22 protein-coding genes are annotated in these 24,436 nt (G+C 71.8%); 12 read left to right on the top strand and 10 right to left on the bottom strand.

The annotated features are described in order from the left end of the window. Positions 1–9: 9 nt before the first annotated feature. The 5 genes from ACZ6B1_RS32095 to ACZ6B1_RS32075 form a co-directional block, all read right to left on the bottom strand. Positions 10–1,611, bottom strand: coding sequence for an FAD-dependent monooxygenase (locus tag ACZ6B1_RS32095; protein ID WP_468784173.1), 1,602 nt, complete (start codon positions 1,609–1,611; stop codon positions 10–12). 178 nt (positions 1,612–1,789) lie between these two features. Continuing rightward, positions 1,790–2,692, bottom strand: coding sequence for an amino acid ABC transporter permease (locus tag ACZ6B1_RS32090; RefSeq protein ID WP_468784171.1), 903 nt, complete (start codon positions 2,690–2,692; stop codon positions 1,790–1,792). Continuing rightward, positions 2,689–3,354, bottom strand: a complete 666-nt coding sequence (locus ACZ6B1_RS32085; RefSeq protein WP_468784234.1) for an amino acid ABC transporter permease — start codon at positions 3,352–3,354, stop codon at positions 2,689–2,691. Before ACZ6B1_RS32085 ends, ACZ6B1_RS32090 begins: the two co-directional genes overlap by 4 nt. A 122-nt stretch (positions 3,355–3,476) precedes the next feature. Then, entirely contained in the window at positions 3,477–4,310 is an 834-nt protein-coding gene (locus ACZ6B1_RS32080) for a glutamate ABC transporter substrate-binding protein (RefSeq protein WP_468784169.1), read from the bottom strand. A gap of 85 nt (positions 4,311–4,395) precedes the next feature. Then, positions 4,396–5,172 carry an amino acid ABC transporter ATP-binding protein gene (locus ACZ6B1_RS32075; protein WP_468784167.1) on the bottom strand — a complete coding sequence of 259 codons (777 nt, stop codon included), beginning with the start codon at positions 5,170–5,172 and terminating at the stop codon, positions 4,396–4,398. A 296-nt stretch (positions 5,173–5,468) separates the two neighbouring features. On the opposite strand from ACZ6B1_RS32075, the gene ACZ6B1_RS32070 reads away from it, so the two are divergent. Next, the gene (locus tag ACZ6B1_RS32070) at positions 5,469–6,155 is read left to right on the top strand and encodes a response regulator transcription factor (RefSeq protein WP_468784165.1); all 687 of its coding nucleotides are present in this window, start codon (positions 5,469–5,471) and stop codon (positions 6,153–6,155) included. A gap of 9 nt (positions 6,156–6,164) precedes the next feature. Beyond that, positions 6,165–7,571 (top strand): sensor histidine kinase, encoded by a 1,407-nt coding sequence (locus ACZ6B1_RS32065; RefSeq protein WP_468784163.1) that lies wholly within the window; start codon positions 6,165–6,167, stop codon positions 7,569–7,571. A gap of 46 nt (positions 7,572–7,617) precedes the next feature. Here ACZ6B1_RS32065 and ACZ6B1_RS32060 read toward each other — a convergent pair whose 3' ends face one another. Continuing rightward, on the bottom strand, positions 7,618–8,616 hold the full coding sequence (locus ACZ6B1_RS32060) for a TAXI family TRAP transporter solute-binding subunit (RefSeq protein ID WP_468784161.1): 999 nt from the start codon (positions 8,614–8,616) through the stop codon (positions 7,618–7,620). A gap of 106 nt (positions 8,617–8,722) precedes the next feature. Between ACZ6B1_RS32060 and ACZ6B1_RS32055 the strand changes: the two genes are divergently transcribed. From ACZ6B1_RS32055 to ACZ6B1_RS32040, 4 genes are all read left to right on the top strand, one after another. After that, positions 8,723–9,130: a pyrophosphohydrolase domain-containing protein gene (locus tag ACZ6B1_RS32055; RefSeq protein ID WP_468784159.1), complete on the top strand. Its 408-nt coding sequence runs from the start codon at positions 8,723–8,725 to the stop codon at positions 9,128–9,130. Between the two features lie 279 nt (positions 9,131–9,409). Next, positions 9,410–10,159 carry a PP2C family protein-serine/threonine phosphatase gene (locus tag ACZ6B1_RS32050; protein WP_468784157.1) on the top strand — a complete coding sequence of 250 codons (750 nt, stop codon included), beginning with the start codon at positions 9,410–9,412 and terminating at the stop codon, positions 10,157–10,159. Positions 10,160–10,192: 33 nt separating this feature from the next. After that, positions 10,193–11,719: a tRNA (N6-isopentenyl adenosine(37)-C2)-methylthiotransferase MiaB gene (gene miaB / locus ACZ6B1_RS32045; protein WP_468784155.1), complete on the top strand. Its 1,527-nt coding sequence runs from the start codon at positions 10,193–10,195 to the stop codon at positions 11,717–11,719. Between the two features lie 142 nt (positions 11,720–11,861). Next, positions 11,862–12,575 carry a class III extradiol dioxygenase subunit B-like domain-containing protein gene (locus ACZ6B1_RS32040; protein ID WP_468784153.1) on the top strand — a complete coding sequence of 238 codons (714 nt, stop codon included), beginning with the start codon at positions 11,862–11,864 and terminating at the stop codon, positions 12,573–12,575. Between the two features lie 103 nt (positions 12,576–12,678). Here the strand turns inward: ACZ6B1_RS32040 and ACZ6B1_RS32035 are convergent, their stop codons facing one another. Next, positions 12,679–12,951: an antitoxin gene (locus ACZ6B1_RS32035; RefSeq protein WP_468784151.1), complete on the bottom strand. Its 273-nt coding sequence runs from the start codon at positions 12,949–12,951 to the stop codon at positions 12,679–12,681. 25 nt (positions 12,952–12,976) lie between these two features. After that, on the bottom strand, positions 12,977–13,276 hold the full coding sequence (locus tag ACZ6B1_RS32030) for a hypothetical protein (protein ID WP_468784149.1): 300 nt from the start codon (positions 13,274–13,276) through the stop codon (positions 12,977–12,979). 179 nt (positions 13,277–13,455) lie between these two features. On the opposite strand from ACZ6B1_RS32030, the gene miaA reads away from it, so the two are divergent. The 6 genes from miaA to hflX all read left to right on the top strand — a co-directional run bounded on the left by miaA (position 13,456) and on the right by hflX (position 21,668). Continuing rightward, a complete protein-coding gene (gene miaA, locus ACZ6B1_RS32025) occupies positions 13,456–14,394 on the top strand; it encodes a tRNA (adenosine(37)-N6)-dimethylallyltransferase MiaA (RefSeq protein WP_468784147.1) in 939 nt (312 codons plus the stop codon). A gap of 107 nt (positions 14,395–14,501) precedes the next feature. Then, positions 14,502–15,026 carry a hypothetical protein gene (locus ACZ6B1_RS32020; RefSeq protein ID WP_468784232.1) on the top strand — a complete coding sequence of 175 codons (525 nt, stop codon included), beginning with the start codon at positions 14,502–14,504 and terminating at the stop codon, positions 15,024–15,026. Positions 15,027–15,085: 59 nt separating this feature from the next. Then, entirely contained in the window at positions 15,086–15,955 is an 870-nt protein-coding gene (gene dapF, locus ACZ6B1_RS32015) for a diaminopimelate epimerase (RefSeq protein WP_468784145.1), read from the top strand. 283 nt (positions 15,956–16,238) lie between these two features. Further along, positions 16,239–18,404 (top strand): RelA/SpoT family protein, encoded by a 2,166-nt coding sequence (locus ACZ6B1_RS32010; protein WP_468784143.1) that lies wholly within the window; start codon positions 16,239–16,241, stop codon positions 18,402–18,404. A gap of 112 nt (positions 18,405–18,516) precedes the next feature. Next, entirely contained in the window at positions 18,517–20,043 is a 1,527-nt protein-coding gene (locus ACZ6B1_RS32005) for a M1 family metallopeptidase (protein ID WP_468784141.1), read from the top strand. Positions 20,044–20,177: 134 nt separating this feature from the next. Continuing rightward, positions 20,178–21,668, top strand: coding sequence for a GTPase HflX (gene hflX / locus ACZ6B1_RS32000; RefSeq protein WP_468784139.1), 1,491 nt, complete (start codon positions 20,178–20,180; stop codon positions 21,666–21,668). Between the two features lie 82 nt (positions 21,669–21,750). Here the strand turns inward: hflX and ACZ6B1_RS31995 are convergent, their stop codons facing one another. Together ACZ6B1_RS31995 and ACZ6B1_RS31990 are read right to left on the bottom strand one after the other, a co-directional pair. Further along, positions 21,751–22,956, bottom strand: coding sequence for a trypsin-like serine peptidase (locus ACZ6B1_RS31995; RefSeq protein ID WP_468784137.1), 1,206 nt, complete (start codon positions 22,954–22,956; stop codon positions 21,751–21,753). 130 nt (positions 22,957–23,086) lie between these two features. After that, positions 23,087–24,319, bottom strand: coding sequence for a trypsin-like serine peptidase (locus tag ACZ6B1_RS31990; protein ID WP_468784135.1), 1,233 nt, complete (start codon positions 24,317–24,319; stop codon positions 23,087–23,089). Between the last annotated feature and the right edge of the window lie 117 nt (positions 24,320–24,436).

Below are 24,436 nucleotides of genomic sequence, written 5' to 3'. Positions count from 1 at the left end.
AGCCGTTGGTCAGCGCACGCCGGAGCTCGCCTCCGCCTCCTGTTTGGCCGCGCCGCCCACGGCCGCCTCCGCTGCCGCGTACAGGTCGGCCGGGCGGACTCCGCTCAGCGCGGTGACCAGGTGGCCGTCGGGGCGCACGAGCAGCACGCTGTGCGCCGGCGCACCCGGGTACTCCTCGGCGACCAGCAGTTCCGCCGGATGCGGAAGCGCGGTCACCGCGGCGGCGAGCCGGGGCATGACCCCGGCGGACACCCAGTGCTTGCGGTCCCACACACCGGTACCGGGCGCGATGAGCACGACGAGCAGCGTGCCGCGGCCCAGCCGGTCGCGCAGCCGTACGAAGGAACCATCCTCCGCCGTGACGCGCACATCCGTGACCGGTGCGCCCGGCGCGGTCTCGACCGGGATTTCGCCCTCCAGAGGCACCGGCGCGAGCGGTGAGCCAGCGTACGCCCCCGGCGCACCGAGCGGGCCGCGCCCCAGATGACCGTCCGTGAGCAGCGCGTCGTGGCCGCGGGCAGTGCCGGGGACGATGTGGCGCAGCCCGCCACCGCCGCGCAGCACCGGCAGCACCTGGTCGGCGGCGCGCAGCCGGGCGGCGACCACCGCGCGGCGTTCGGTCTGGTAGCTGTCGAGCAGGGTCTCGTGATGCCCGTGGTGCCAGGCCGGGGCCAGCTTCCAGGCGAGGTTGTCGGCGTCCCGGAGCCCCTCGTCGAGCCCCTGGGTGCCGAGCGCGCCGAGCAGATGGGCCGCGTCCCCGGCCAGGAACACCCGGCCCGCCCGCCAGCGCCGGGCCAGCCGGTGATGCACCGTGTGGACACCGGTGTCGAGCAGGTCGTACGGCGGAGTGGGGCCGTCCGTCCAGGCCGCGAGAGTCTCGCGGATCCGGGCCACCAGCAGCTCGGGCGTGACCAGGTCCTTGCCCGGCGGCAGCAGCCAGTCCAGGCGCCACACGCCGTGCGGGAGGGGGCGGGCGGTCACCTCCCCGGCCGAGGGCCCGGACTGCCGCCAAGGCGGCATCCGGTGGAGCAACGCCTGACCCTCCCACGGAAGTTCCGTGCGCAGCGCGGCGACCGCGTGGCGCTCCACCGCCGTACGGCCCGGGAACCGGATGTCCTGCAGTTTGCGCACCGTCGAGCGGGGACCGTCGCAGCCGACCAGGTAACTGCCCCGCCACCAGGTGCCGCTGGGGCCGCGGGTGTGCGCGGTGACGCCGGAGCGTTCCTGCTCCATCGAGTCGAGCCTGCTGTCCGCGGCGACCTTGACCAGCGGCTCGTCCGCGATGGCCGTGCGCAGGGCGCCGGTGAGCAGGTGCTGGGCGATGTGCAGCGGGGCGGGGGCCGCGGCGTCGAAGGTGGTCTCAGCCGTCACCTGCTTGCGTCGCACCGACCGGAATCCGGTCCACCTCGTCCCCTGGTCGCCGAGCGCGGTCCCGGTCAGCCGCTCCAACAAGGCTGCCGTGTCCTCGCGCAGTACGACGGTGCGCGCCGGGCGCGGTTCGTCCTTGCCCGGGCCCTCGTCCAGGACGACGGAAGGAACGTCCTGACGGGCCAGCGCCAGGGCGAGCGTGAGCCCGACGGGCCCCGCTCCGACGATGATCACCGGGTCCACGGCGCGGCGCCCCCTGCCCGCAGCGGTGCCCTCGGGGATGTGTGTGAACAGAAGGTTGGAGCAGGGTGCACGATCACAGAATGTATGCAACCCATTGGCAGAGTTTGCGTCAAGCGACCGGAGGCAGTGGCGATCATGCCACTGCCTCCGGGGGCCGTACGGGTGACGTGACGATCGGTCAGACGGCCTTTCCGGTGCCGAAGCTGCCGCCCACCGCCGCCGGGTTGAGCTCCTCCATGTCCTCGGCGCCGAGAACGGCGCCCGTGCCGCGCTTGCTGCGCCGCAGCCGGCCCTCCAGCCAGCTCGCGAAGGAGGTCAGGGCGAAGTTCAGGACGATGTAGATGACCGCCACGACGACGAAGCTGGCGATGACGTTGGCGTAGTTGGCCGCGAGCGTGCCACGCTCGCTGAGCAGCTCCGCGAAGCCGAGCATCACGCCGCCGAGCGCGGTGTCCTTCACGATGACCACGAGCTGGCTGACGATGGCGGGCAGCATGGCGGTGACCGCCTGGGGGAGCAGGATGCTGGTCATCGTCTGCCCCTTGCGCAGACCGATCGCGTAGGCCGCCTCTGTCTGCCCCTTCGGCAGGGCGAGGATGCCGGCCCGGACGACCTCGGCGAGGACCGAGGCGTTGTAGAGCACGAGGCCGGTGACCACCGCGTAGAAGGGCCGGTCGTCGCTGGTGACCTGCGTGTAGCGGCTGAAGAACTCGTTGGCGAACAGCATCAGCAGCAGCACCGGGATGGCCCGGAAGAACTCGACGACCACACTCGCCACGCTCCGCACCCAGCGGTGGTCGGACAGGCGGGCGATGCCGAAGACCGCGCCGAGCGGCAGCGCGATGACCATGGCCAGCGCCGCCGCCTTCAAGGTGTTGACGAGGCCGGGCAGGAGATAGGTCGTCCACGCCTGGGAGGTGGTGAACGGCTGCCAGAGCGCCCAGCGCAGCTGGTTCTTGTCGTCCAGCACCCCCCAGACCCACCAGGCCAGCGCGGCGAGCAGGACGAAGAAGACCACGGAGACCAGCACATTGCGCCGCTTGGCGCGGGGCCCCGGAGTGTCGTAGAGGACGGAACTCATCGCTTCACCGCCAGTCGCTTGCCGACCCATCCCATGAGCAGGCCCATGGGCAGGGTCAGAACCACGAAGCCGAGCGCGAAGACCGCGCCGATCGCCAGCGTCTGGGCCTCGTTCTCGATCATCGTCTTCATCAGGGTCGCGGCCTCGGCGACGCCGATGGCGGCCGCGACGGTGGTGTTCTTCGTCAGGGCGATCAGGACGTTGGCCAGTGGGCCGATCACCGCGCGGAACGCCTGCGGCAGCACTATGAGGCGCAGGGTCTGCGTGAAGTTCAGCCCGATCGCCCGGGCGGCCTCCGCCTGGCCCAGGGGCACGGTGTTGATGCCGGAGCGGATCGCCTCGCACACGAAGGCGGCGGTGTAGCCGATCAGACCGAGGACCGCGAGGCGGAAGCCCTGGACCTTGAAGTCGGAGGCGCCCATCGTCACCCGGAAGATGTCGGCGAGACCCAGCGAGGTGAAGAGGATGATGATCGTCAGGGGGATGTTCCGGACGATGTTCACGTAGACCGTGCCGAACCCGCGCATGAGCGGGACCGGGCTGACTCGCATCGCTGCCAGCAGGGTGCCCCAGACCAGGGAGCCGACGGCGGAGAGGAGGGTGAGCTGCACCGTCGTCCAGAACGCCCCTAGGACGTCATAACCTTGAAGAAAGTCGAACACGATCTCCCGCGCTTCCGGGTGTGTGGCGTACGTGGAGGGCGGGGCGCGCCACCGCTCGAAGCGGCGGCGCGCCACGGGAACCCTGCGTCACCCGCCGGAGTGAGCGCCGGCGGAGTTCCGCGTTACTTGACGATCTGGCCGATCTTCGGGGCCTGCTCGTTCTTGTAGTCGGCCGGGCCGAAGTTCTTGTCCACGGCCTTCTGCCAGGAGCCGTCGCTGACCATCTTCTCCAGCGCCTTGTTGATCTTGTCCAGGGTCGCGGCGTCGCCCTTCTTGACGCCGACGCCGTAGTTCTCGTTGCTCAGCTTCAGACCGGCGAGCTTGAACTGACCCTTGTACTTGTCCTGCGCCGCGAAGCCCGCGAGGATCGAGTCGTCGGTGGTGACCGCGTCCACCGCGCCGCTCTGCAGGCTGGCGATGCACTCCGAGTACGTGCTGTTCTCCTTCAGGTTCGCCTTCGGGGCGATCGTCTTCTGGACGTTCTGCGCGGAGGTCGAACCGGTCACGGAACACAGGTTCTGGCCGTTGAGGTCCGTGCCCTTGGCGATCTTCGAGTCCTTCTTGAGCAGCAGGTCCTGGTGGGCCAGCAGGTACGGGCCGGCGAAGTCGACCTTCTGCTTGCGCTCGTCGGTGATCGAGTACGTGGCGGCGATGAACTTCACGTCACCCCGGGCGAGCGCGTTCTCGCGGTCGGCGCTCTTGGTCTCCACCCACTGGATCTCGTTCGGCTTGTAGCCGAGCTCCTTGGCGACATAGGTGGCGACGTCCACGTCGAAGCCGGAGAAGGAACCGTTCGGCTCCTTCAGGCCGAGACCCGGCTGGTCGAACTTGATGCCGATCTTGATCTTCTTGCCGCCGCCCGAACCGCTGTCCGAGTTGCCGCCGCCACAAGCGGTGGCACCCACGGCGAGGGCGAGTACGGCGGCCGAGGCGGCGGTGACCTTGCGGAGCTTCATGGTGAACATCCTTTGCGTGGTGAGAGAACGAGGCCGGTGAGGGTGGGGCGACCCCGGAACGTCAGGGCGCGCGGGCTCCGCGCGGTCAGTGGTGCAGGATCTTCGACAGAAAGTCCTTGGCCCGGTCGCTGCGCGGCGCGCTGAAGAACTGCTCGGGCGCGGCCTGCTCGACGATGCGGCCGTCCGCCATGAAGACCACCCGGTTGGCAGCCGATCGCGCGAAGCCCATCTCGTGGGTGACCACGATCATCGTCATGCCCTCGCGGGCGAGCTGCTGCATGACCTCGAGGACCTCGTTGATCATCTCGGGGTCGAGGGCCGAGGTCGGCTCGTCGAAGAGCATGACCTTCGGGCCCATCGCCAGCGCCCGGGCGATGGCCACGCGCTGCTGCTGGCCACCGGAGAGCTGCGCGGGGTACTTGTCGGCCTGGGTGCCCACGCCGACCCGGTCGAGCAGCGCGCGGGCCTTCTCCTCGGCCTGCTTCTTGTCCGTCCCGCGGACCTTGGTCTGGCCCAGCATCACGTTCTCGAGCACGGTCTTGTGCGCGAAGAGGTTGAAGGACTGGAAGACCATGCCGACGTCGGCCCGCAGCCGGGCCAGCTCCCTGCCCTCGTGGGGCAGCGGCTTCCCGTCGATCGTGATGGTGCCGGAGTCGATGGTCTCCAGCCGGTTGATGGTGCGGCACAGGGTCGACTTCCCGGACCCGGAGGGCCCGATGACCACGACGACCTCGCCGCGGGCGATCGTCAGGTCGATGTCCTGGAGCACATGCAACGCGCCGAAGTGCTTGTTGACGCTCTTCAGGACGACCAGTTCGTCGGTCGCGGCCACGTCTTCCTTGGCCACCGATACTTCGGTCATCGCTCTCGGGCTCCGTCCTCCTCGGTTTCGGTGGACAGTAGTGAGGCCCCGTGACCAGCGTCATCACATCTGAGGGGAATCTGAGCATCACGATCCGATAGCAATCGGACACGTGTCGTAGCACTTGCGTTCTGTGCCACGTATCGGGCGCATAACGGAAGCGGCAGGCAACCGGAACCCTCTTGACGCCGTCCTTGTCCATCGGCGTGACTTCCATCGTGCACGCGCGTGTGCACATGAGATACAAGCCGAACGAGAACGATGACCGTACGACCACTGACCCGGAGGGGGCGGCGATGAGACTGCTGCTCGTCGAGGACGACAACCACGTCGCCGCGGCCCTGTCCGCGGTCCTCGCGCGGCACGGCTTCGACGTCACCCACGCGCGCAGCGGCGAGGAGGCCCTCCAGGCGCTCGTTCCCGAGGGCGAGGGATTCGGGGTGGTCCTGCTCGACCTGGGCCTGCCCGACCAGGACGGCTACGAGGTCTGCGGCAAGATCCGCAAGCGCACCGGCACGCCGGTGATCATGGTCACCGCCCGCTCCGACGTCCGCTCCCGCATCCACGGGCTCAACCTGGGCGCCGACGACTACGTGGTGAAGCCGTACGACACCGGAGAACTGCTCGCCCGGATCCACGCCGTCAGCCGGCGCAGCGTGCACGAGGAACCCGCGCCGGACGCCGGGAGCGCGCTGCGGCTCGGGTCCGTGCACATCGAGCTGCCCACCCGCCAGGTCAGCGTGGACGGTGCGGTGATCCAGCTGACGCGCAAGGAGTTCGACCTGCTCGCGCTCCTCGCGCAGCGGCCCGGCGTGGTCTTCCGGCGGGAGCAGATCATCAGCGAGGTCTGGCGCACCAGCTGGGAGGGGACCGGTCGCACCCTGGAGGTGCACGTCGCCTCCCTGCGCGCCAAACTGCGCATGCCCGCGCTGATCGAGACCGTACGAGGCGTCGGCTACCGGCTCGTCGCCCCGGCCGCGTAGCGGGGACGGGTGCGCACCCGGCTGCTGCCGCTGCTCATCGTCCTGATGGCGGCCGTACTCCTCGCCCTGGGCGTGCCGCTCGCCGTCAGCCTGGCCGCCGCCCAGCAGCAGAAGGTCGTAGTCGACCGGATCGACGACACCGCGCGCTTCGCCGCGCTCGCCCAGTTCGTCACCGACGTCCCCACCGCGTCGCGGCCGTCCACCACGGACGAGCGCCGGCAGACCCTGCGCCGCGAACTCGACAGCTACCACGGCGTCTACGGCATCCGCGCCGGCGTCTTCTACAGCAATGACGCAGCCATGGCCAACGCCCCGGGCGACTGGCTCCTACCGCGGACAGGGGAGGTGCGGGACGCCTTCGACGAGGCGCTGCTCAGCCGCCGCAGCCACGACCCGCGGCAGGTGTGGCCCTGGCAGCGCGGCCGGCTGGTCGTCGCCTCACCGGTGATCCGCGACGGGGACGTGGTGGCGGTCGTGGTCACCGACTCGCCCACCGGACAGCTGCGCTCGCGCATCCTGCGCGGCTGGCTGGTCATCGGGGCCGGCGAGGTCGCCGCGATGCTGCTCGCCGTCGGCGCGGCGCTGCGGCTGACCGGCTGGGTGCTCAGACCGGTGCGCATCCTGGACGCCACCACGCACGACATCGCCACCGGGCGCCTGAAGTCCCGGGTCGCGGTCGGCGGCGGACCTCCGGAACTCAGACGGCTGGCCCGATCGTTCAACGAGATGGCGGACAACGTCGAGGACGTCCTGGAGCAGCAGCGCGCCTTCGTCGCCGACGCCTCGCACCAGTTGCGCAACCCGCTGTCGGCGCTGCTGCTGCGCATCGAACTGCTCGCCCTGGAACTACCGGAGGGCAACGCGGAGATCGCCTCGGTCCGCACCGAGGGCAAGCGCCTGGCTCAGGTCCTGGACGACCTGCTGGACCTGGCGCTGGCCGAGCACGCCGAGGCCGACCTCCGGCTGACCGACGTCGGCGCGCTCACCGAGGAGCGGGTGGCGGCCTGGGCACCGACCGCGGACGCCAAGGGCGTCCGGCTCACCGGAGACTGCCCGCCGACGACCGGCTGGGCCGACCCGATCACCCTGTCCAGCGCGCTGGACGCGGTGATCGACAACGCCGTGAAGTTCACGCCCGAGGACGGTACGGTCGAGGTCACCGTGGCATCCAACGGCGACAGCACGACCGTCCGGGTCAGCGACACCGGGCCCGGCCTCACCGATGAGGAACTCACGCGCGTGGGCGATCGTTTCTGGCGCAGCGGCCGCCACCAGAACGTCAAGGGCTCCGGGCTCGGCCTGTCCATCACCCGCGCCCTGCTCGCCGCGGGCGGCGGCTCGATCAGCTGCGCGCACCACGAGCCGCGGGGGCTGACGGTCACGGTCACGGTGCCGCGGCACGCCGAGCCGCGCTAGACCCCCCGGACCGGCCGGGCTGCCGGGCCCCGCGCGAAGCCGCCCGCTACGGCTTGACCGACTGGTAGTAGCGCCGCGCGCCCTCCTGCAGGGGCAGCGGATCGGTGTAGATGGCGGTGCGCAGGTCGACCAGCTGCGCCGAGTGGACATGGGCGCCGATGTCGTCCCGGCTCTTGATCACCGTACGCGTCACCCACTCCGTCAGCCGGGGATCCATGTCCGCGCGGGTCATCAGCACGTTGGACACCGCGATCGTCGCCACCGTCGAGCCGTGCTGCACGCGCGCGTACGCCGACTCGGGAATGTTGGTGGCCCGGTAGTACCGCCCGGCCTCGTCGCCCGCGTGCAACTTGGCGACGAGGTCGCCGTCGATCGGCACGAACTTGAAGGCGCCCTTCCTGGCCAGTCCCTCCAGCCCCTTCGTGGGCAGCCCGCCCGACCAGAAGAACGCGTCGATCCTGCCCTGGGCGAGACGGGCGGGCCCGGTGTCTATGCCTTCCGACACCGGCGTGACGTCCTTGTGCGGGTCGATGCCGGCGGCCCTGAGCACCCGGTCGGCGATCAGCCGCACCCCGGAGTCGGGCAGGCCGGTGGCCACCCGCTTGTGCCGCAGGTCCGCGACGCTGTCGACCTCCGAATCACGGGGCACGATGAGCTGCACGTAGTCGTCGTACAGCCGGGCCACTCCGCGCAGCCGGCCGGCCGAGCCGGGGTGCCGCTGCTCGTACGTCCCCACCGCGTCGGCCGCCGCGATCGTGAAGTCGGCGTCTCCCGTCGCCACCCGTTGCACGTTCTGCTGCGAACCGGCGCTGTTCAGCAGCTTCACCTTCAGGCCGGGCATGTCCTTCGCCAGCTCGTTGCGCAGCCGCTCGCCGTACTCCTCGTAGACCCCGCGGGAGGTGCCCGTACTGAAGACGATCGACCCGCTCGGCGGCTTCTCGCCCAGGGGCAGCAGCCACCACAGCAGCAGCCCGAGGGCCACGGCGCCGGCGGCCGCGCTCTGCAGCGCCCGGCGCCTGCTGTTACGTGGGAACACCTTGGACATGCGGGCGATCCTGCCAGCCGCCCGCGGGGCTGACCAGGGCCGGGGTCACCGCGGGGTGCGGCGGCACACGGCGGGGGCTGTCGGTGGCGGCCGTTAGAGTCGCCGCATGAGCACTTCGCCCGCCCGTCTCGTCCGCGAATTCCACCTCGCCTTCGGCCTCGACGCGCACAGCACGCCCACCGAAGTGGCTCCCGCACTGGCCGCGCACCGCGGGGAACTGCTCGCCGAGGAGGCCGCGGAGGTCGCCGAGGTGTCGGTCGAAGGTCCGCTTGACCGCCTTGCGCACGAGCTGGCCGACGTGGTGTACGTGGCGTACGGCACCGCGCTGGTCCACGGCATCGACCTCGACGAGGTGATCGCCGAGATCCACCGCGCCAACATGAGCAAGCTGGGCCCAGACGGCCAGGTCGCCCGGCGTGCCGACGGCAAGGTCCTCAAGGGGGAGCACTACCGGGCGCCGGACGTGTCGGCCGTGCTGCGCCGCCAGGGCTGGGCAGCGGACGGCGCGGCCTGACGCCTGCGGTCCGACACCCGCGGTCCGACCTCGCGGCCCGACGTCGGCGGCCGGAGCTCACGGGCGATCCGGAGGTGTCGCACGCCCGCGGTGTGCGGGCGTGCGCCGTCGTGCCCCGGACCGGGACGGCCGGTGGGCGACGACGATGAGCGGGGCCGGGAGAACGCCTAGGCTTGAGAGCGAGGATCTTGCCCGCATCCGGCTCGTCCGGCCTCGTCCGGTCTCCCCGCGGGCGGGACATCGGAGGCCCCGCCCCCTGGGTGAAGGCGGTGAAATGCCATGCCGTACGCGGTGGTGACCGCGCTGAGCCATCCCGGGCTGGTCCGCGACCGCAACGAGGACAGCCTCGTCGCCGGACCGTGGACCCTGTGCGCCACGGTCACCGAGAACCCGCAGACCCTGGTCTTCCCACTCGGCACACCGCTCGTCGTCGCCGTGGCCGACGGACTCGGCGGTCATCCCGGCGGCCATGTGGCCAGCGCCCTGGTGGCCCGCCGGATCGCGGCCGCCGGTCCCGGACTGAACGGCGAGGACGCCGTCCGCGAGGCCGTGGACGACTGCAACCGCGCCATCCACGCGGCCGCCGGCGGCGACGCGGGAGGCGAGTTCGCGACCATGGGCACGACCCTGGCCGGCGTCGTCCTGAGGCCCGGCTCGCTGCTGGTGTTCAACGTGGGCGACAGCCGGGTCTACGCGGCTGACCGGGACGGACTGCGGCTGCTGAGCGTCGACGACCGCCCCCCGCCGGATTCCGCGTGGGGACGCACCCACCTCGTCACCCAGTGCCTGGGCGGCAGCCCCGCGTACCGTCCCGTCCGCGCCCACGTGACCACTCGGGGGCTGTCGCCCGGCGACCGCTGCCTGATGTGCACCGACGGCCTGACCGATCCGTTGCCGGACGACGTACTCGACGAGGTGATGCGGGAGCACGACGACGGCCGGGTGGCCTTCGAACTGTGGAAGGCCGCCATCACGGCGGGCGGCCCCGACAACATCACGCTGGCCGTCGTACGTGTGGCGGACGAGTGAAGGGGCCCTTCGGCGAGCACCTACCCTTGACCCATGACCAGCAGCAGCGACCGGAGCCTCGCAGTGGACGTCCAGGGACCGAAGACCTACGAAGTGCGCACCTACGGGTGCCAGATGAACGTCCACGACTCCGAGCGGTTGTCCGGGCTGCTCGAGGAGGCCGGCTACGTGCGCGCCCCCGAGGGATCGGACGGGGACGCCGACGTCGTCGTGTTCAACACGTGCGCGGTGCGTGAGAACGCCGACAACCGGCTGTACGGCAACCTCGGCCGGCTCGCGCCGAAGAAGGCCTCGCGACCCGGCATGCAGATCGCGGTCGGCGGCTGTCTGGCGCAGAAGGACCAGGACATCATCGTGAAGAAGGCGCCCTGGGTGGACGTCGTCTTCGGTACGCACAACATCGGCAAGCTGCCCGTCCTGCTGGAGCGCGCCCGCGTCCAGGAGGAGGCGCAGGTCGAGATCGCGGAGTCCCTTGAGGCCTTCCCCTCCACGCTGCCCACGCGGCGCGAGAGCGCGTACGCGGCCTGGGTGTCGATCTCCGTCGGCTGCAACAACACCTGCACCTTCTGCATCGTTCCGGCGCTGCGCGGCAAGGAGAAGGACCGCCGCACCGGCGACATCCTCGCCGAGGTCGAGGCCCTGGTCGGCGAGGGCGTCTCCGAGATCACGCTGCTGGGCCAGAACGTCAACGCCTACGGCTCGGACATCGGCGACCGCGAGGCCTTCAGCAAGCTGCTGCGCGCCTGCGGGAACATCGAGGGCCTGGAGCGGGTGCGCTTCACGTCCCCGCACCCGCGCGACTTCACCGACGACGTCATCGCCGCCATGGCCGAGACGCCGAACGTCATGCCGCAGCTGCACATGCCGCTGCAGTCCGGCTCGGACACCGTCCTGAAGGCGATGCGCCGCTCGTACCGGCAGGAGCGCTACCTCGGCATCATCGAGAAGGTGCGCGCCGCCATCCCGCACGCGGCGATCACCACCGACATCATCGTGGGCTTCCCCGGCGAGACCGAGGAGGACTTCGAGCAGACCCTGCACGTCGTCCGGGAGGCACGCTTCTCGCAGGCGTTCACCTTCCAGTACTCCAAGCGGCCCGGGACCCCGGCCGCGACCATGGAGGACCAGATCCCCAAGGAGGTCGTCCAGGCCCGCTACGAGCGTCTGGTCGCCCTTCAGGAGGAGATCTCCTGGGAGGAGAACAAGAAGCAGGTCGGCCGCACGCTCGAGCTGATGGTGGCCGAGGGTGAGGGCCGCAAGGACGGCGCGACCCACCGGCTGTCCGGCCGGGCCCCCGACAACCGCCTGGTCCACTTCACCAAGCCGGAGCAGGAGGTGCGCCCCGGTGACGTCGTCACCGTAGAGGTGACCTACGCGGCCCCGCACCACCTCCTCGCCGAGGGCCCCGTCCTCGACGTGCGCCGCACGCGCGCGGGCGACGCCTGGGAGAAGCGCAACGCCGCCGAGACCGCCAAGCCGGCGGGCGTGCTGCTCGGCCTGCCGAAGATCGGCGTCCCGGCGCCGCTGCCCGCCGCGGCGAGCGGCTGCGGCTGCGACTGAGCGGCACTGACGCCGGCCGGCGCGGCACGGAAGCCGGCCGGCGTGCGGATCGACCCGGGGCCCGGCCCGGGAGGTCCGGAGGCCGGCGTGGGGCGCGGCGTGGGGTAACGCTCCGTCTCCGGACGGCGTTACTCTGCCGGTCATGCTTGTCGCCGCCGCTGTCTGTCCCTGCCCGCCGCTTCTCGTGCCCGAGGTGGCCGCGGGTGCCGCACCGGAACTGGACCCCGCGCGCGCGGCGTGCGCCGACGCGCTCGGAGTGCTCGCCGCCGCCCGCCCCGACGCGCTCGTGGTGGTCGGGCCCGCCGAGCGGAGCGGGCGCGGATGGCACCCGCAGGGCGCCCGGGGGTCCTTCCGCGGTTTCGGCGTCGACGTCGCCGTACGGCTCGGCCCCGCCTCGGACGCCGCCGGCGAGCGTGAGCTGCCGCCGTCGCTGGCCGTCGCGGCCTGGCTGCTGGAGCGCACCGGCTGGGCGGACGCCCCGATCGAGGGACTCGGCGTCGGGGAACCGCTCGAACCCGAGCGGTGCGTGGAGACCGGCAGGGAGCTGGGCGCCCGGGCCGGGCGGGTCGCGCTGCTGGTGATGGGAGACGCGAGCGCCTGCCGCACCCTCAAGGCACCGGGCTACCTCGACGAGCGGGCGGCCCCCTTCGACGCCGCGGTGGCGCGCGCCCTGGGCACGGCGGACGTGGCGGCGCTCCGGGAGCTGGACGCCGGGCTGGCATACGAGCTCAAGGCCTCGGGACGCGCGCCCTGGCAGGTCCTCGCGGGCGCGGCGGAGGGCGCGGGCCTGGAGGGCGCCCTGCTGTACGACGATGCGCCCTACGGGGTGGGCTACCTGGTGGCCACCTGGTCGTAGGCCCCGGAGCGGGCCGCCCCGGGCTGCCGAGGGCCGCGGGCATGGAACGGCGGACGGCCGGGAGGCATGGTGCTCCGCGGCCGTCCGGCGAGCCGTGTGCCGTTCAGGAGGTGGGCGGCGGGCCCTCCGGCCGGGCCGGGGGCTTCGCACCGCTGACGTGCGGCTCCTCCTTGTGCGCGAGGCGGTCCATCGCCTCCTTCGCCTTGCCCGTACCGGCGTGGATCCGGTCGGTGTACTTGCCCTTGGTCCGCTCGTCCACGGCACGAGCGGCCTTGTCGATGCCGTGCTGCACCCTGTCCCCGTGCCGGCTCGCCAGATCCGACACCTTGTCCTTGGCCGGACCCAGCTTGGCCTTCATGTTCTCCAAGAGACCCATGCTCCACCTTCCCTGACGGGGACGGTCACCTGCGGGCGCCCTCGCCGGCCTCGCTGTCGGCGGCCTCGTCCGCGGACTGCTGCTTGGGGATCTCCGGGCCTTCGGCAGTCTCGGCATCCTCGGCCACGCGGGTTCCCGAGGCGTCCGCCCCGACCGCCGCGCCCTCATGCCCGTCCTCGGACGAGCCCGTCGCCTCCGCCGGCTCCGCGCCCTCGACCGCCTCCGGCGCCGCGGCCTCTGCCGGCGTGTCGCCGCCGCGCCCCTCAGCGGCCGACGCCTCCTGCTTCGCCTTCGACCTGCCGAGAAGCCGTGCAAAAACGCCCATAACCACTCCATACGTTACTCGTGCGGGCGTAATCCCGCGTCAAGCGGTGCGTCCGTTTGCGCCACCCGGGTCACCGCCTCCAAAGACCGAGCGGGCGGTATCTCGGTGCAACGAACCGGGACGCGTGCCGTCACGTAACTCGTTCGAGGCGCGGCCGTGGGGTTTGCGAGACTGGTGCGGTGAGCAGCGCACCCCCCGCCCCCCGCGTCATCGCCGTCGTCGGCCCCACAGCGGCCGGAAAGTCCGATCTCGGCGTATTCCTGGCCCAGCGACTCGGCGGCGAGGTCGTCAACGCCGACTCCATGCAGCTGTACCGAGGGATGGACATCGGCACCGCCAAGCTGACGCCCGAGGAGCGGGCCGGTGTCCCGCACCACCTGCTGGACATCTGGGACGTGACGGCCGCCGCGTCGGTCGCCGAGTACCAGAAACTGGCCCGCGCGCGGATCGACGCGCTGCTCGCCGAGGGCCGCTGGCCGATCCTGGTGGGCGGCTCAGGGCTGTATGTACGCGGAGCCGTCGACAACCTCGAGTTCCCCGGCACCGACCCCGTGATCAGGGCCCGTCTGGAGGAGGAGCTGGCGCTGCGCGGCTCCGGAGCGCTGCACGCCCGCCTGGCCGCCGCCGACCCCGACGCCGCCCGCGCGATCCTGCCCGGCAACGGCCGCCGCATCGTCCGCGCCCTGGAGGTGATCGAGCTCACCGGGCAGCCCTTCACCGCGAACCTCCCCGGCCACGACTCCGTCTACGACACCGTGCAGATCGGCGTGGACGTCGCCCGCCCCGAGCTCGACGAGCGCATCGCGCTCCGCGTCGACCGGATGTGGGAGGCGGGGCTGGTGGACGAGGTGCGTGCGCTGGAGGCGCGGGGACTGCGCGAGGGCCGTACGGCCTCGCGCGCGCTGGGCTACCAGCAGGTGCTCGCCGCGCTCGCCGGGGAGTGCACCGAAGCGGAGGCCCGGGCCGAGACCGTACGCGCCACCAAACGTTTCGCGCGCCGCCAGGACTCCTGGTTCCGGCGCGATCCGCGGGTGCACTGGCTGAGCGGCGCGGCGGCGGACCGCGGGGAACTCCCACGGCTGGCTCTGGCCGTGGTCGAACGACCGGTTACAGCCTGATCACGTGATGGCATCGGGATGCGCCGCCGGTCAACGCGGCCTCCGGTGCCGTGCCATCATCGAGCTTCGATCGACCAGTGGAGTCCTAGTTGGGAGGGCGCGTGGCGATGGAGGCCGGCCCTCGCGACACCGCACGAAGTGCCGAACGGATCACGACCGACGCCGGTGAACCGGAACAGGGCGAGGACCGTCTGACCGACGACGCGGAGCGTCTCGCCGACGACGGCCCCGACGGCACCGAAGGCGGCGTCACCGCCGACGGCCCGGCGCCCGAGGAGATGTACGCGGGCGGTCCGGAGGTCGAGGTCGAGCTGCGTCCCCAGCGGCGGCTGCGCATCTGGCAGCTCGCGCCCATCGTGGCCCTGGCCGCGGGCGGCTCCCTGATGTTCGCCTTCCCGCTCGCCTTCGACTTCGGCGACAGCGGCGCGGTGATCGCCATGCTGGGCCTGCTGATCTGCTCCTGCGCCGCGGGCTGGGGCATGATGGCCGCCCGCCGGGTGGGCTACACCTGGCCGGGTCTGCCGGCGCGCGGCTCCGGACGCCGCCCCGACTGGCGGGTCGTCCTCGCCTACGTGCTCCTGGTGGCCCTCGTGGCCGTCCTCGCCGTGTGGCGCGTGGCCCGGCTGCGCTAGCCCCTGCCCGCCTCCGGCGCGGCACCGCCGCTGTCGTACCGACCCCGTACGATCGAGGAATGAGCACGCGGATCGCCTTCCTCAAGGGTCACGGCACCGAGAACGACTTCGTGATCGTCCCGGACCCGGAGAACACCCTTGACCTGACCCCCGCCGAGGTCGCCGCCCTGTGCGACCGCCGGGCCGGCATCGGCGGCGACGGGGTGCTGCACGTCGTGCGGTCCGCCGCGCACCCGGAGGCCAGGGAGATGGCCGCGGAGGCGGAGTGGTTCATGGACTACCGCAACGGCGACGGCTCGATCGCGGAGATGTGCGGCAACGGCACCCGTGTGTTCGCCCGCTACCTTCAGCACGCCGGTCATGTGGCCGAAGGTGACATCGCGATCGCCACGCGCGCGGGCGTCAAGAGCGTCCACATCGCCAAGGACGGAGACGTCACCGTCGGTATGGGCAGCGCGCGCCTGCCCGAGGGCGACGTCACGGTGAGCGTGGGCGAGCGCAGCTGGCCCGCGCGCAACGTCAACATGGGCAACCCGCACGCCGTCGCCTTCGTCGACGACCTCGCGCACGCCGGGGACCTGTACTCCCCGCCGCCGTTCGCCCCCGCCACCGCCTACCCGGAGGGCGTCAACGTCGAGTTCGTCGTGGACCGCGGCCCGCGGCACGTGGCGATGCGGGTGCACGAGCGGGGTTCCGGTGAGACCCGCTCGTGCGGCACGGGCGCGTGTGCCGTCGCCGTGGCCGCCGCCCGTCGTGACGGCGCCGACCCGGCCCGCACCGGCACCCCGGCGACGTACACCGTGGACGTGCCCGGCGGCCGCCTGGTCATCACCGAGCGGCCCGACGGCGAGATCGAGATGACCGGACCGGCCGTGATCGTCGCCGAGGGCGAGATCGACGCCGAGTGGCTGGCAAGCGCGCTTCGCTGACCCGGTGAGACGCCGGTCGTGGCGGCTCCCGGGCGTCCGGAGCATCGATCTCCGGCGGCCGGGGGCATTCGAAACCGCGGCCGAGCGCAGTGCAGGTGGCGCAAACTCTAAACCTCCATGCCGTCGCTCGATTGGGTGATCCGTTTCACGCTCTGCGAGAGGCGGTCAGCCGCACGTGATGCGCTCGGTAGCATCAAGCACCGGCACGGACGGGGGAACGTCGCCATCCCTGAGCCGCGCACGCCCCGGGCTCCGTCCGCCGGTCCACGAGCCGGAGGTGCCCATGAGTGCGGAGGCCACGAACCCTGCGAATCCCGGCCCGGCCGCGGCAGCGCCCGCGGCGGTCCGCCGGAAGTCCCGGGCCAGGATCGACCTGCGCCGGCTCGGACGGGCCGCGCTGCTCGGCCCCACCGCGCGCGACAAGCTGCCCGACGCCATCAGCCACGTCGTCGACGCGCACCGCGCGCACCACCCCGACGCGGACCTCGAACCGCTGCGCCGCGCCTACGTCCTGGCCGAGTCCTCGCACCGCGGCCAGATGCGCAAGAGCGGCGAGCCGTACATCACGCACCCCCTGGCCGTGACCCTGATCCTCGCCGAACTAGGCGCCGAGACGACCACCTTGACGGCCTCCCTGCTCCACGACACCGTCGAGGACACCGACGTGACGCTGGATCAGGTGCGGGAACAGTTCGGCGAGGAAGTGCGTTATCTGGTCGACGGTGTCACCAAACTGGAGAAGGTCGACTACGGGGCCGCCGCCGAGCCCGAGACCTTCCGCAAGATGCTCGTCGCCACCGGCAGCGACGTGCGGGTGATGTCGATCAAGCTCGCCGACCGCCTGCACAACATGCGCACCCTCGGCGTGATGCGCCCCGAGAAACAGGCGCGGATCGCCAAGGTCACACGGGACGTCCTCATCCCGCTCGCCGAACGCCTCGGCGTGCAGGCGCTGAAGTCCGAACTGGAGGACCTGGTCTTCGCCATCCTCCACCCCGAGGAGTACGAGCACACCCGGGAGCTGATCGCGGGGAACGCGGCCCATACCGACGACACGCTCGCGGAGACCGCCGAGTCGGTCCGCTCGGTGCTGCGCGAGGCCGACATCGCCGCCGAAGTCCTCATCCGCCCCCGGCACTTCGTCTCCGTCCACCGGGTGGCCCGCAAGCGGGGACAGCTGCGCGGAGCCGACTTCGGCCGGCTGCTGGTGCTCGTGGCGGAGGACGCCGACTGCTACGGCGTCCTGGGCGAGCTGCACACGTGCATGACGCCGGTCGTCTCCGAGTTCAAGGACTTCATCGCCGTACCCAAGTTCAACCTCTACCAGTCGCTGCACACGGCCGTCGCCCGTGCGGACGGCCAGGTCGTCGAGGTCCTCATCCGCACCCACCAGATGCACCGGGTGGCCGAGGCCGGCGTCGTCGCGCTCGGCAACCCCTATGCCCCCGGGGCCGACGATCCCGCCGACGGCGAGCGCGCCGACCCCACCCGCCCCGGCTGGCTCTCCCGCCTCCTCGACTGGCAGGAGGCGGCGCCCGACCCCGACACCTTCTGGTCCACCCTGCGCGAGGACCTCGCCCAGGACCGCGAGATCACCGTGTTCCGGCCGGACGGCGGTGCCCTCGGTCTGCCCGAGGGAGCCAGCTGTGTGGACGCCGCTTACGCCCAGTACGGCGAGGACGCCCACGCCTGCATCGGCGCCCGCGTCAACGGCCGCCTGGCCACCCTCAGCACCGTGCTGCGGGACGGCGACACCGTACAGCTCCTCATGGGCCAGGATCCGGCCTCCGAGCCCTCCCGTGAGTGGCTGGAGCACGCCCACACCGCCGCGGCGCGGATCGCCATCCAGCGGTGGCTGGCCGCGCATCCGGGCGGCAGCGGCGAGACGCAGGCCGAAGCGCGGGCCGAGGAGGCGGAAGGTGTCACCGGGAGCGCGGCCGGCGAGGCGGCCTTCCGGGCGGCCGAGCCCGAGAGCGCCGGCATCACCCGCCCACGCGGCGCCGACGTGCTCCTGGACCGGCCCGGGGCCACCGTCCGCCTCGCGGGCTGCTGTACGCCCGTACCGCCCGACGGGATCACCGGCTTCGCCGTGCGCGGGGGAGTGGTGACCGTGCACCGGGTGGAGTGCGCCGCGGTGGCGGAGATGAAGAACCGGGGGCGCACCGAGATCGACGTGCGCTGGGGGGACACCACCGAGTGCCGGGTCACCCTGGTCGCCGAATCGTTCGGCCGCCCGCATCTGCTGGCCGACCTCACCGAGGCGATCGCTCTGGCCGGCGTCGACATCGTCTCCGCGACCGTGGAACCCCCAAGCCAGCAGCGGGTCCGCCACACCTACACGCTCCAGCTGCCCGACGCGGCCCACCTCCCGGCCCTCATGCGGGCGATGCGCGACGTGCCTGGGGTGTTCGACGTGGCCCGGGCCCAGCACCAGGCACCCGCTTCCTGAGGGACGCCGAAGGCGCCCGGATGCCTGAAGAAGGTGTGCGGGACCGACCCGATCGGGTGGGCCCGGCGCGCGTCGCCGTCGTGCCGCACGCGCGCGCTGGTAGCGGTGGTCCATGCCGCTCACCCTCCGCCGGGGCCACGACCTCCGCCCCTTCCGCCGCCGGAAGGCCGCCCTGCTCGCCTCCGCCGTCTCCGTATGCCTGCTCGCCGCCGCTGCCCCGGCCGGGCCCCTGGGCGTCGGTGACCGGCTCTTCCCGACCCTGGGCAACCCCGGGTACGACGTGGCGTCGTACGACCTGTCCTTCACCTACTCCGGGAAGAACGACAAGCCGCTGCGGGCCGTCACGACCATCAACGCCTGGACGGCCACCGGCCTGGACCGGCTCAACCTCGACTTCGCGCACGGCACCGTCGAGTCCGTCGAGGTGGACGGCCGTCCCGCCGCCTTCACCAGCGCGGGCGAGGATCTGGTGGTCACGCCGGACCACCGGCTGCCCCGGGGAAGCTGGACGCGGATCACCGTCAAGCACACCAGCGACCCGGTCAGCGCCAAGGGCCAGGACGGCGGCTGGGTGCGCACCACCGACGGCCTGGCGATGGCCAACCAGGCCGACGCCGCCCACCTGGTCTTCCCGTGCAACGACCACCCGTCCGACAAGGCGATGTTCACCATCCGGGTCACCGCCCCGAACGACTACACCGCCGTGGCCAACGGCCTGCCCACCGGAGCCGAGCGCGTCGGCCGTGCCACCACCTGGACCTACCGCACCCAGCACCCCATGGCCACCGAGCTCGCCCAGGTGTCCATCGGCCGCTCCGCCGTGGTGCGCCGCAAGGGACCGCACGGCCTGCCGGTCCGCGACGTCGTGCCCAGCGCCGACCGCAAGGCACTCGAACCCTGGCTCGCGAAGACGCCCGGCCAGATCGCCTGGCTTGAGAGCAAGATCGGCTCCTACCCGTTCGAGACGTACGGGCTGCTGATGGCCCAGGCCTCCACCGGTTTCGAACTGGAGACGCAGACCCTCTCGCTCTTCGAGAAGGATCTCTTCACCAAGCCCGCCTACCCCGCCTGGTACGTCGACTCGATCATGGTGCACGAACTGTCCCACCAGTGGTTCGGCGACAGCGTCAGCCCTCGCACCTGGTCCGACGTCTGGCTGAACGAGGGGCACGCCACCTGGTACGAGTCCCTCTACGCGCAGGAGAAGTCGAAGCGGCCCATGGAGGAACGCATGAAGGCCGCCTACGGCGCCTCCGACAGCTGGCGGACCGACGGCGGTCCCCCGGCCCGGCCCAAGCCGCCCGCGCCCGGCCAGAAGATCAGCATCTTCCGGCCGAACATCTACGACGGCGCGGCGCTGGTGCTCTACGCCCTGCGCCAGGAGATCGGCACGCGGGCCTTCGAGCGCCTGGAGCGGGCCTGGGTCCGGGAGCACCGCGACTCGACCGCCACCACCGCCGAGTTCGTCCGTCTGGCCTCGGCCATCGCCGGCCGCGACCTGACCGGCTTCTTCCAGCCCTGGCTGTACGGCGAGAAGACCCCGCCGATGCCCGGCCACCCGGACTGGAAGAGCGGCAAGTCCGTCAAGGAACCCAAGCGGGACAAGCACGGTAAGAAGGGTGGGCCGGGCGTGCAATAAGGCGGTGACGCGCCGTGCCGCGCCGTGCGACCATCTTTAGGTCGGCGCGGCACGGGGCACGGGAATCTCCCGGGGTGCTCGTGCGTTGTCCACCATGAACGCCGACTCGGCCTTCCCACCGACGTAAGGATCCAATGACCTCCTCTTCTTCCCCTTCCCAGGACACCAAGCGCCTCGCGCACGACTATCCCGAAGGTCTCCGGGCCGATGCCCTGATGGAAGAGGACGTCGCCTGGAGCCACGAGATCGACGGCGAGCGGGACGGCGAGCAGTTCGACCGCTCCGAGCGCGCGGCACTGCGCCGCGTCGCGGGCCTCTCCACCGAGCTCGAGGACGTCACCGAGGTCGAGTACCGCCAGCTCCGCCTGGAGCGGGTCGTGCTCGTCGGGGTGTGGACCACCGGGACCGTCCAGGACGCGGACAACTCCCTCGCGGAGCTGGCCGCCCTCGCGGAGACCGCAGGCGCGCTCGTGCTCGACGGCGTGATCCAGCGCCGGGACAAGCCCGACGCGGCCACCTACATCGGCTCCGGCAAGGCGCTGGAGCTGCGTGACATCGTCATCGAAACGGGCGCGGACACCGTCATCTGCGACGGTGAGCTGAGCCCGGGCCAGCTGATCCAGCTCGAGGACGTCGTCAAGGTCAAGGTCATCGACCGTACGGCCCTGATCCTCGACATCTTCGCGCAGCACGCCAAGTCCCGAGAGGGCAAGGCGCAGGTCGCCCTGGCGCAGATGCAGTACATGCTGCCGAGGCTGCGAGGCTGGGGTCAGTCGCTGTCCCGCCAGATGGGTGGCGGTCGCGGCGGCCTCGCCACCCGTGGCCCCGGTGAGACCAAGATCGAGACGGACCGGCGCCGGATCCGCGAGAAGATGGCGAAGATGCGCCGGGAGATCGCGGACATGAAGACCGGCCGCGAGATCAAGCGCCAGGAGCGCCGGCGCAACAAGGTGCCGTCCGTCGCCATCGCGGGTTACACCAACGCCGGCAAGTCCTCCCTGCTCAACCGTCTGACGGGCGCGGGCGTCCTGGTCGAGAACGCGCTGTTCGCGACCCTCGACCCGACCGTCCGCCGGGCCGAGACCCCGAGCGGGCGGCTGTACACGCTGGCCGACACCGTCGGCTTCGTCCGGCACCTCCCGCACCACCTGGTCGAGGCGTTCCGCTCCACCATGGAGGAGGTCGGCGACTCCGACCTGATCCTGCACGTGGTGGACGGCTCGCACCCGGTCCCGGAGGAGCAGCTGGCCGCCGTGCGCGAGGTGATTCGGGACGTCGGCGCCACCGACGTACCCGAGATCGTCGTGATCAACAAGGCGGACGCGGCCGACCCGCTGGTACTCCAGCGGCTGCTGCGGGTGGAGAAGCGCTCCATCGCCGTCTCGGCCCGCACCGGCCAGGGCATCGAGGAACTGCTCGCGCTGATCGACAACGAGCTGCCCCGCCCCTCGGTCGAGGTCGAGGCGCTCGTCCCGTACACCCACGGCAAGCTCGTCGCCCGCGCCCACACCGAGGGCGAGGTGATCTCCGAGGAGCACACCGCGGAGGGCACCCTGCTCAAGGTCCGGGTGCACGAGGAGCTGGCCGCGGACCTGGCGCCCTACACGCCGACGCCCGCGGCCTGACACCAGGGCGACACGACGTGGACGAGAGGCCCGCCACCCCTTTCCGGGTGGCGGGCCTCCCGTCATCGGCTCAAGGGTCTCGTCACCGCCCGCCGTACGAGCGGCTCATGTTCTGGTAGAGCGCCTCGGCCTCCTTGCCCAGCTGCGGGCCGGCCAGCCAGGTGTGGGAGACCGGCCCGATCGAGGTGTTCGACACCAGCTCGGTCTTCCCGTTCACCACCCGGAACCAGCCGCCGCCGGAGGAGCCACCGGTCATCGTGCAGCCGATCCGGTACATGGTGGGCAGCGACGGGCTCAGCGCCAGCCGGCCCGGACGGTCCAGGCACTTGAACATCTTCAGCCCGTTGTACGGCGGTGCCGCCGGATAGCCCCATGCGCCCATGCTCGCCACCTCGGCCGCGGACGGCGCGGAGAAGTCGACGTCGAGCGCCGCGCCGACCGTCTCCTCCAGCGACTTCGCCCCGGACTCGGGCTTCACGTGCAGCACCGCGTAGTCGTACGCCGCGCCCGCGCCGCCCGATTCGGAGCCGCCCCGGATCCACTCGTTCGAGGTCGAGGCCCAGTCCGCCCACCACGTGCCGTACGGGGCCGACTCCGGCGTCGTCGCGCCCCTCAGCTCGGACTCGGACTTGCCGAGGTCGTTGTACGACGGCACGAAGGTGATGTTGCGGTACCAGCCGCCGTTCCCGCCGGCGTGCACACAGTGGCCCGCCGTCCAGACCAGGTTCGACCTGCCCGGGTGGTTGACGTCCTTGACGACCGTGCCGGAGCAGACCATCGACCCCTTGGGCGAGTCGAAGAAGACCTTGCCCACGGGCGCCGCGTTGCGGTGGTACGGCGTCCGCTCCGCCTCGGCGGGCACGGGCCGCGGCTCCGGATCGCTGACGCCCTGGCCGGCCGCCGCGTCCTTGGTGACCGTCTTGTCGGCCTCCTCGGCGGAGCGCATCCGCTCGGGCTTCCACAGGCCCTCGATCACCGGGTTGACGAAGTCCTTGGCCTCACTGAGCCACTTGTCCTTGTCCCAGTTCTTCCAGGCGCCGTTCTTCCACTGGTCGGCGTCGATGCCGTGCTCCTTGAGCCGGCCGGCGATGTCGGCCGGTATCCGGACCTTGCCGCCGCCGCTCCCGCCGGCGGCGGGCTGGGAGGCGTCGGCGCCGGCCCGGCCGTCCGCCTTGTCGTCGGTGGAGCCCTCACAGGCGGTCGTCGTGAACGCCAGGGCGGCGACCAGACCGGCCGCCGCCAGAGCGGTCCGGCGCGGGCGCGCCGAGAGGGAAGGTGCGTAACGCATGGTGCGGTGACCCCCGTCGAAGTGTCCGATGACGCCCCACCGCGACCGCGCGCGTGGGGCCGGGACCGGACGGCGGCGAGGTCCCCGTGGACGTCTCGCCGCCGTCCGGTCCCATGTGGTGCGGTGGGCGTTACCGCCCGGCGAACTTCTTGCTGACCGAGTCGTAGACGCCCTTGGCCACCTCACCCAGACGGGGACCCGCCAGCCAGCCCGCGCGCACCGGGCCGATCGAGGTGTTGGACACCAGGGCGGCCTTGCCGTCCGTGCCGGTCTCCACCCAGCCGCCGCCGGAGGAGCCGCCGGTCATCGTGCAGCCGATGCGGTACATCGTCGGGTCCGACTTGCCGAGGGACAGCCGGCCCGGCTTGTCCTGGCACTGGTAGGCGAGCTGGCCGTCGTAGGGAGCCGCGGCGGGGTAGCCCGTCGCCGTGATGCTCTGCACCTTGGCCACGGCCGGGGCGTCGAAGTTCACGGGAAGCGCTCCGCCGACCGTCTCCTCCAGCGACTTGCCCGCGTTGCCCTGCTCCGGCGTCACATGGATGACCGCGAAGTCGTACGAGGCGCCGCTGCCGCCGGTGCGGCCGCCCTGGTCGATCCACTGCTGCGAGGTCTTCGCCGCGTCGGCCCACCAGACGCCGTACGGGGCGACCTCGGCCCGGCTCGCGTCCTGCAGCTCGGCGTTCGGCTTGCCCTGGTTGTTGTACGACGGCACGAAGGCGATGTTGCGGTACCAGCCACCGCTCTTGCCGGCGTGCACACAGTGGCCGGCCGTCCAGATGAGGTTCGACTTGCCCGGGTGCGCCGGGTCCTGCACGACCGTCGCCGAACAGACCATCGTGCCCTCGGGGGAGTCGAAGAAGACCTTGCCCGACGCGGCCGCGCTGGTGTGGTACGGCGGCCTGACCGCCTGTGCCGTCACCGGCGCCGGGGTCGGGTCCGTCACGCCCTGGTCACCGGAGATGTCGTTGTCGTCGACCCGCTTGGCCGGGTCGTCGGCGTCCCGCATCCGGTCCGGGTCCCACAGGCCCTTGATGATGGGGTTGATGAAGTCGTTGGCCTCGCGCAGCCAGTCGTCCCTGTCCCAGTTCTTCCAGGCGCCGTGCTTCCACTTGTCGATGTCGACCCCGTGCTCCTTGAGCTTCTGACGGATGTCGTCCGGGATCTTGATCTTGCCGTCGCCGGTGCCGCCCTGGGTCGCGGCGGCGGTCGGCCTGTCGTCGGCGTTGTCGTCACCGTCGCCGTCGCAGGCCGTGGCGGTCAGCGCCAGCGCCGAGACGAGGGCGACCGTCGCCAGCACGGGGGAGGTCCTGCGCGGCGCGCCCCTCCCTCGGCGAACGGTGAACGACGGCCGTATGGATCGCATGCTGTTGACTCCCCCTGATGTGAAGGTACTCGGCGCTTCGGTCCCGGCACCGGCACCACACCCATGGGGAGTTGATGCCGGTCCACTGGTCCGCTGGGAACGGCATCACACACTATG

The sequence above is a fragment of the Streptomyces sp. NPDC041129 genome (assembly GCF_055592265.1).
This window is presented reverse-complemented; position numbering and strand designations above follow the sequence as displayed.